Genomic DNA, 1,861 nt, shown 5'->3' with positions numbered 1-1,861 from the left:
CGCCCAACCCCCATGGCCAACACGCGCGGCCAACCCGCGCGGCCAAGCGGCCAACACCCGCCCGCCACCGCCCGAACACACCGGGTGCGCGCCAACCCGATCACGCCGGGGTCTGTGCTCACGCCGCCGACCGCGCCTGCCCGGCCGTACCCCGCCGGTCCGAGGCATTGGCCGCCCTACACCGCACGTGCGACACAACCCGCGAGTCGGGCACCGTGCGTCGGCACCCGGGTTCGGTACCGCGTGTTTGGTACCGCGTCTTCGGCACCGTGCGTTCGGTACCGCGTGTGGGGCACCGCAGGTCCGATACCGCGCGTGTTGGGCACCGCGCGTCGGGCACCGTGCGTGCGGCACCGCGCGTCGGCAATGTGTGTGCGGCACCGTGCGTCTGGCACCGTAAGTGCGGCACCGCCCGGACGACGCCCCACGACACCGCCCAGCTGACACCGCGTACCAGCACCCGTTCCCGCCATCGGCGGCTCTCCCGGAGAGCCGCACCCTGCCACGCTGGAGGACCTTCGCGCTGCCGCGACGACCAGTCGGAGAACGTGGCCGTTCTGCCGTGCGCGACTCCTCCGGTGGTCGCGAAACCCGACGATGTCGCGAAACCCCGCGCCCCTCTGCCGTACGCCCGTGGCACCTTGGGGCGGAAGTCGGTGCGGGGTGGGGGGTTGAGGTGTGCGTGTGGGTTCCAGCTTGACGCTGTGAGATGAGCGGTGGATTATCCGCGCGCATCCCGGGCGCGGACGTGCCAGTCTTGAACACGTGCTGACCGACCGCCCCACCAAGCTCGTGCCGCCTGTGCTGGCCAGAATGGCCGCGTGGAGCGGGTGCCTGATCCTGCTCGGCGTGGTCGTCAACTACTTCGTCCAGGTCGTCGCCCGGCTCGCGTTCGTGGTGCTGCCCGTGGCGATCGCGCTGCTGCTCACCGCCCTGCTGTTCCCCCTGACGAGAAGTCTGCGCAACGCGGGCATGCGCCCGATCTACGCGACGTGGCTCACCATGCTGGTGGCCCTCGCCGTGCTGACCGGCACCGGGTGGCTCGTCGGCGCGCGGGCCAGCGAGGAGTTCCCCAACCTGGTCAGCCAGGTCCAGGAGACTGCCAGGGCCGTGCAGGAGTGGCTGATCACCGGCCCGCTGCACCTCCAGGAAGCCCAGATCACCGGCTACGTCGACGAGATCGTGGCCCTGGTCAACGCCCAGCGCACGGCCATCACCGGCACCGTGCTGACCGCCGGGGCGGTGGCCGTCGAGGTGCTGGCGTCCATCGTTCTGCTGCTGTTCGTCACGTTCTTCCTGCTCAAGGACGGCGACCGGATCTGGTCGTGGTTCCTGAAGGCGTTCGGAGGGGTGGCGCCGCGCGTCGACCGGGCGGGGCGGGCCGCGTGGACCACGCTATCCCACTACGTCCAGGGCACGGTCGCGGTGGCCGCCGTGCACGGTCTCGTCATGGGCATCGTGCTGGCCGGGATGGGGGTGCCGCTGTGGGCGCCGCTGGCCGTGCTCATCTTCTTCGCCAGCTTCATCCCCATCGTCGGCATCTTCTTCGCCGGCACGGTCGCGACCCTCGTCACGCTGGGCGCCAAGGGGTTCGTCTACGCGCTGATCTTCCTGGCCATCCTGGTCGTGGAGCAGCAACTGGAGAACCACGTGCTCCAGCCGCTGATCGTGGGGCGGGCGCTGCACTTCCACCCGCTGGCAATCATCCTCGTGCTGGCCGTCGGCGGCATCCTGGCCGGCATCGCGGGCGCGGCCGTGGCCGTCCCGGTGGCGGCGGTCCTGTATCGGGCGCTACAGGAGCTCCGCCACAAACCCCCGGAGCTGCCCCCAGGCCACGGCGAGCCCCCCAGCCACGGCGAGC

General features: G+C 71.2%; 1 protein-coding gene. It reads left to right on the top strand.

The window, feature by feature from the left end; translation table 11 throughout:
- Positions 1–765 precede the first annotated feature (765 nt).
- Positions 766–1,861: AI-2E family transporter (locus C1J01_RS47860; RefSeq protein ID WP_111185770.1), on the top strand; the 1,096-nt coding region annotated here is incomplete at its 3' end.

It is taken from the genome of Nonomuraea aridisoli (assembly GCF_003236395.1).
Taxonomy (GTDB): Bacteria; Actinomycetota; Actinomycetes; order Streptosporangiales; family Streptosporangiaceae; genus Nonomuraea; species Nonomuraea aridisoli.
Note: the sequence above shows the minus strand (reverse complement) of the source record. Positions and strands in the feature narration are given on the sequence as shown.